This window comes from Aeromonas sp. QDB18, from assembly GCF_027705325.1.
In the GTDB taxonomy this organism is placed as follows: domain Bacteria; phylum Pseudomonadota; class Gammaproteobacteria; order Enterobacterales; family Aeromonadaceae; genus Aeromonas; species Aeromonas caviae.
This window is the reverse complement of the sequence record NZ_JAPDBQ010000211.1, coordinates 1-4,657: the sequence shown is the minus strand read 5'-3', so window position 1 is coordinate 4,657 and position 4,657 is coordinate 1. Positions and strand designations below refer to the sequence as shown.

Genomic DNA, 4,657 nt, shown 5'->3' with positions numbered 1-4,657 from the left:
AAAAGAGAGTAATAGATCAGAACGGCCGATCGCCGTCAAGCACTGAAAATAGCAAAATCAGGTGCGGAATGACGGATGGATACCACACCCACAGAAGGAAGCTGGACCATGACCAAATCCAAGTTCCCGTCAGCCTACACGATACTGTTTGTGCTGATCGCCCTGGTGGCCGCCCTGAGCTGGATAGTGCCGGCCGGCAAATACGAGATGACCATGAACGAGGCCCTCGGCAAGGAAGTGCCGGTGGCCGGTACCTACAAACTGGTGGATGCCAATCCCCAGGGGATAGTCGACGTGCTGCTGGCACCCATCGACGGTCTCTACAACCACGACACCTATGAGGCTGGCGCCATCGACGTCTCCCTCTTCATCCTGATCATCGGTGGCTTCCTTGGCATCGTGACCAAGACAGGTGCCATCGATGCCGGTATCGAGCGCGTCACCGATCGCCTGCGTGGCCGTGAAGAGTGGATGATCCCCATTCTGATGGCGCTGTTCGCCGCAGGGGGCACCATCTACGGCATGGCGGAAGAGTCCCTGCCGTTCTACACCCTGCTGGTGCCGGTGATGATGGCCGCCCGCTTCGACCCTGTCGTGGCTGCCGCGACCGTGCTGCTGGGAGCCGGTATCGGTACCCTGGGCTCCACCATCAACCCGTTCGCCACCGTGATCGCCGCCAACGCGGCCGGTATCTCCTTCACCGACGGCATCTGGTTGCGGGTCGCCATGCTGGTGGCCGGCTGGCTGATCTGCGTGGCCTATGTGATGCGTTACGCCAAGATGGTGAGAAGCGATCCCAGCAAGTCCCTGGTGGCCGACAAGTGGGAAGAGAACCGTACCCACTTCCTCGGCAACAAGAGCGACCAGATGCTGGAGTTCACCACCACCCGCAAGATCGTGCTGAGTATCTTCGTCGCCGCCTTTGCCGTGATGATCTACGGGGTGGCCGTGCTGGGCTGGTGGATGGCGCAGATCTCCGGCGTCTTCCTGGCTGCCGCCATCATCGTCGGCGTCATCTCCCGCATGAGCGAGGAGGAGCTGACCTCCAACTTCATCGACGGTGCCCGCGATCTGCTCGGCGTGGCCCTCATCATCGGTATCGCCCGCGGTATCGTGGTGGTGATGGACAACGGCATGATCACCCACACCATTTTGCACAGCGCAGAGGGGATAGTGACCGGCCTCTCCACCATCGTCTTCATCAACGTGATGTTCGTGCTGGAAGTGGTGCTCTCCTTCCTGGTGCCCTCTTCCTCCGGTCTGGCGGTGCTGACCATGCCGATCATGGCGCCGCTCGCCGACTTCGCCAACGTGGGCCGCGAGCTGGTGGTCACCGCCTACCAGTCCGCCTCCGGTCTGGTGAACCTGGTGACCCCGACCTCCGCCGTGGTCATGGGGGGCTGGCCATTGCCAAGGTGCCCTATGTGCGCTGGCTGAAGTGGGTGGCCCCGCTGCTCGGCATGCTGACCGTGCTGATCGTGCTCTGCCTGAGCCTGGGCGCCGTGCTGGCATGAATGCCGACAGACATAGGGACAACAACGGGAGCCTGGGGCTCCCGTTTTTTGTGGCTGGCAAGGCAGGACGCCCGGGCTCTCCCGTGGCCTGGCTCCTTGCCGCGCGGGCAACAAAAAGGCGACCCCGGGGTCGCCTTCTGGCATCCAGCAGGGGTCAGCGGGCGTTTTCCAGAGTGCGCACCACGGCGGCGTGAGCCTGGCGGGTTCGGCTGATGTGGCGCGGGGCGATCAGTACCACGTCGTTGCCGGCCACGGCCCCCAGGATTTCGGGATTGGCGTTGCGATCCAGCAGGCGAGCCACCACGGTAGCGGCCCCCGGGGTGGTATGCACCAGCACCATCTGCTGGTTGTGGACCACGGCGCGCACCATGTCATGGATGGCGCGGGTGCTGCCGGCGGGCTCCAGCTGCTCGTCCACCAGGGTGTAGACCTTCTTGCCGTTGGCGTTCTGGGCCTTGGCGACCCCGAGACGGCGCAGCAGGCGGGAGATGGTGGACTGGCTGATGTCCGCAAAACCGCGGGCGGAGAGCTCGCGGCGGATCTCCTCCTGGGTGCTGTAGCAGTGCTGGCCGATGATCTGGCGGCAGGCGTCGAGCTGGGCCAGATCTGACTCCGGTTCTGCTGGGCGGCTGAGGGTGTTGACCATGGCGACTTCCTTTGGCGATGAGCGATGGCGGTCTCGCCCAGTCTGTCGTTCCGGCTTTTCATAGCGAAAAACACTAATGAGGAGCACTCAAGCAGGGGATGAGCGAGGTATATCCATTACGGGATGGCAAATTATAACCAAAGGGGGAATAAGTGATGTGACAGGGTTCAAAAATGGGCCCGATGGGGCCCACATGGATATCCTTTGTCGGCAGGAAATCAGTAGCGTTCGCTGACGATGTCCTGGGTGAAGGACTTCTCGCAGTATTTGCACTTCATCCGCACCGCCCCTTTCACCTCGCGCACCCGGAAGTAGCTCTCCACCGGTTCGTTGTGGGAGATGCAGTTGGAGTTGGGGCAGTGGAAGACCCCTTCGATGAACTCCGGCAGCGCCAGTTGGTGCTTCTTCACCACCACGAAGTCTTCGATGATGTTGACGGTGGCCTTGGGGGCGAACAGGGCGAGCTGGTTGGCCTGCTGCTCGGTCAGACGGGTGTTCTCGATCTTGATGAGATCCTTCTTGCCGAGGGCGCCGGATTTCAGGTTGAAACCGACGGTGATCCGCTCCTGGGTCTCGATCAGCTGGAACAGCTTGAGGATCTTGATGCCCTGGCCGGCGGGGACGTGGTCGATGACGGAGCCGTGACGGATGGCTTCGACTTGCAGTTGGTTCTTCTCGGACATGATGTTCCCCTTTCCCTTAGACGGTTTCGTTCAGTACCAGTGCCAGCAGTGCCTGGCGGGCATAGACCCCGTTCTCCGCCTGCTGGAAGTAGTAGGCGTGGGGGGTCTTGTCGACGGCGACCTCGATCTCGTCAACCCGGGGCAGGGGATGGAGGATCTTCATGGTGGGCTTGGCCCCTTCCAGGGTCGCCAGCTCCAGCACGAACTTGGCGGCCATGTGCTTGTACTCGGTCTCGTCGAAGCGCTCCTTCTGGACGCGGGTCATGTAGAGGATGTCGAGCTCCGGCATCACCTCTTCCATGGTCTCGTGCACGCTGAAGCGGATGCCCTTCTCTTCCAGCTCCTCGCAGAGGTAGTCCGGCATGGCCAGCGCCTCCGGGGAGATGAAGAAGAAGCGGCAGTTGAACAGGCTCAGGGCCTGGGCCAGGGAGTGGACGGTGCGGCCGTACTTCAGGTCACCGACGAAGGCGACGTTGAGGCCGTCCAGCTTGCCTTGGGTCTCGTGGATGGAGAAGAGGTCGAGCAGGGTCTGGGTGGGATGCTGGTTGGAGCCGTCACCGCCGTTGATGACCGGCACCCGGGAGAACTCGGAGGCCAGACGGGCTGCCCCTTCCTTGGGGTGGCGCATCACCACCGCATCGGTGTAGGAGCTGATGATCTTGATGGAGTCGGCCAGAGTCTCGCCCTTCTTGGCGCTGGTGTTGCCGCCGTCGGCGAAGCCGATGATGTTGCCGCCCAGGCGCTGGACCGCGGTCTCGAAGGAGAGACGGGTGCGGGTGGAGGCTTCGAAGAAGCAACTGGCGACCAGCTTGTCTTTCAGCAGGCGGCTGTCGGGTTCGGCCTTCAACCGCTGTGCGGTGGCGACCACCAGTTCCATGTCGGACCGGGTCAGATCCGAGATGGAGATGACGTGTTTGTTATAGAGTGGATTGGTCATCGTCTGCATTCCCTTTGGCATCAATGAAGGTTTTTCCGGCACAAAAAAAAGCCCCTGAAACAGGGGCTCTTTTCAAAAAAAACGGGGGATCTGTGGGACGGGAACCGGAAACAACGGGGCCGCTCTGGTGCGCTCCACCCGTCTGCAAGGCTGCTTTTTTCATCAAAAACGGCATTGTCCTGTCCCGACCTTTTTCAAAACCGCACCGATTATAGGGCTGGTTTTTGAATTGTCAAAAATTTATTTCATAGGCAGGATTTGCCCAGAAAAACGTTTAAGTGTCGCGAACGGGTCGACATATCCAGAGTGCGTGCTGCGCCTGCAAGGGGGCGCCATCGGCGGCCATGCTGCGCAGGTAGCCGAGCCTGTGGTGCCCCTCCAGCAGGCAGTAGGGATGGGGCAGGGGGTGACCGTCCGGGTAGCAGGTTCCCGGGGCGGTGGCGAGGACGATGACAGGCTCGGACCAGGTGCCCCGGTGCAGCATGTCATCGCCGAGCCAGGAGCGGCGCACGTAGCGGTTGCTGCGCAGCATCTCGCCCCAGCGATCGATCACCTCCATGTGGCGGGAGTCTATCTGCTCGATAATCTGGTCGGTGGGCCAGTGCTCACACTCGAACTGGTGGCTGGCGAGATCGATAAAGCTCCAGTTGGATTCAAAACCGCGCCAATGACGGTAAATCCACTGGGCGAGCACATTGGAGGGAATGGAGGGCACCAGGGGAGAGACTCTGTCCAGATAGTCGGCCAGGGTCTCCGTCTTGCGCTCATCCCGGAAGTTGAGGGGCGCAAGCTGTTGCAGCGTAACCGTTCACCGGGAGGATGTTGACAACAACTCTTCCGGGAGCGGGTAGTCTGTTTTCTCTATGCAGGCACTGAC

At 61.4% G+C, this 4,657-nt stretch carries 4 protein-coding genes and 1 pseudogene; 1 reads left to right on the top strand and 4 read right to left on the bottom strand.

Features of this window, described 5'->3' with window-relative positions:
- Positions 1–108 precede the first annotated feature (108 nt).
- Positions 109–1,514: pseudogene (locus tag OKC30_RS19905) on the top strand (YfcC family protein).
- Between the two features lie 154 nt (positions 1,515–1,668).
- On the opposite strand, the gene OKC30_RS19900 reads toward OKC30_RS19905, so the two are convergent.
- The 4 genes from OKC30_RS19900 to OKC30_RS19885 all read right to left on the bottom strand — a co-directional run bounded on the left by OKC30_RS19900 (position 1,669) and on the right by OKC30_RS19885 (position 4,579).
- On the bottom strand, positions 1,669–2,160 hold the full coding sequence (locus OKC30_RS19900; protein ID WP_160839456.1) for an arginine repressor: 492 nt from the start codon (positions 2,158–2,160) through the stop codon (positions 1,669–1,671).
- Positions 2,161–2,378: 218 nt separating this feature from the next.
- On the bottom strand, positions 2,379–2,843 hold the full coding sequence (gene pyrI / locus OKC30_RS19895; RefSeq protein WP_010676006.1) for an aspartate carbamoyltransferase regulatory subunit: 465 nt from the start codon (positions 2,841–2,843) through the stop codon (positions 2,379–2,381).
- Between the two features lie 16 nt (positions 2,844–2,859).
- Positions 2,860–3,780, bottom strand: a complete 921-nt coding sequence (pyrB, locus tag OKC30_RS19890; protein ID WP_010676005.1) for an aspartate carbamoyltransferase — start codon at positions 3,778–3,780, stop codon at positions 2,860–2,862.
- A gap of 274 nt (positions 3,781–4,054) precedes the next feature.
- On the bottom strand, positions 4,055–4,579 hold the full coding sequence (locus OKC30_RS19885; protein ID WP_160839458.1) for a hypothetical protein: 525 nt from the start codon (positions 4,577–4,579) through the stop codon (positions 4,055–4,057).
- Positions 4,580–4,657: the final 78 nt, after the last annotated feature.

Excerpts from the sequence above, each read along its gene's own strand:
- OKC30_RS19900 (WP_160839456.1), bottom strand. The coding sequence starts at position 2,160 with ATGGTCAACACCCTCAGCCGCCCAGCAGAACCGGAGTCAGATCTGGCC.
- pyrI (WP_010676006.1), bottom strand. The coding sequence starts at position 2,843 with ATGTCCGAGAAGAACCAACTGCAAGTCGAAGCCATCCGTCACGGCTCC.
- pyrB (WP_010676005.1), bottom strand. The coding sequence starts at position 3,780 with ATGACCAATCCACTCTATAACAAACACGTCATCTCCATCTCGGATCTG.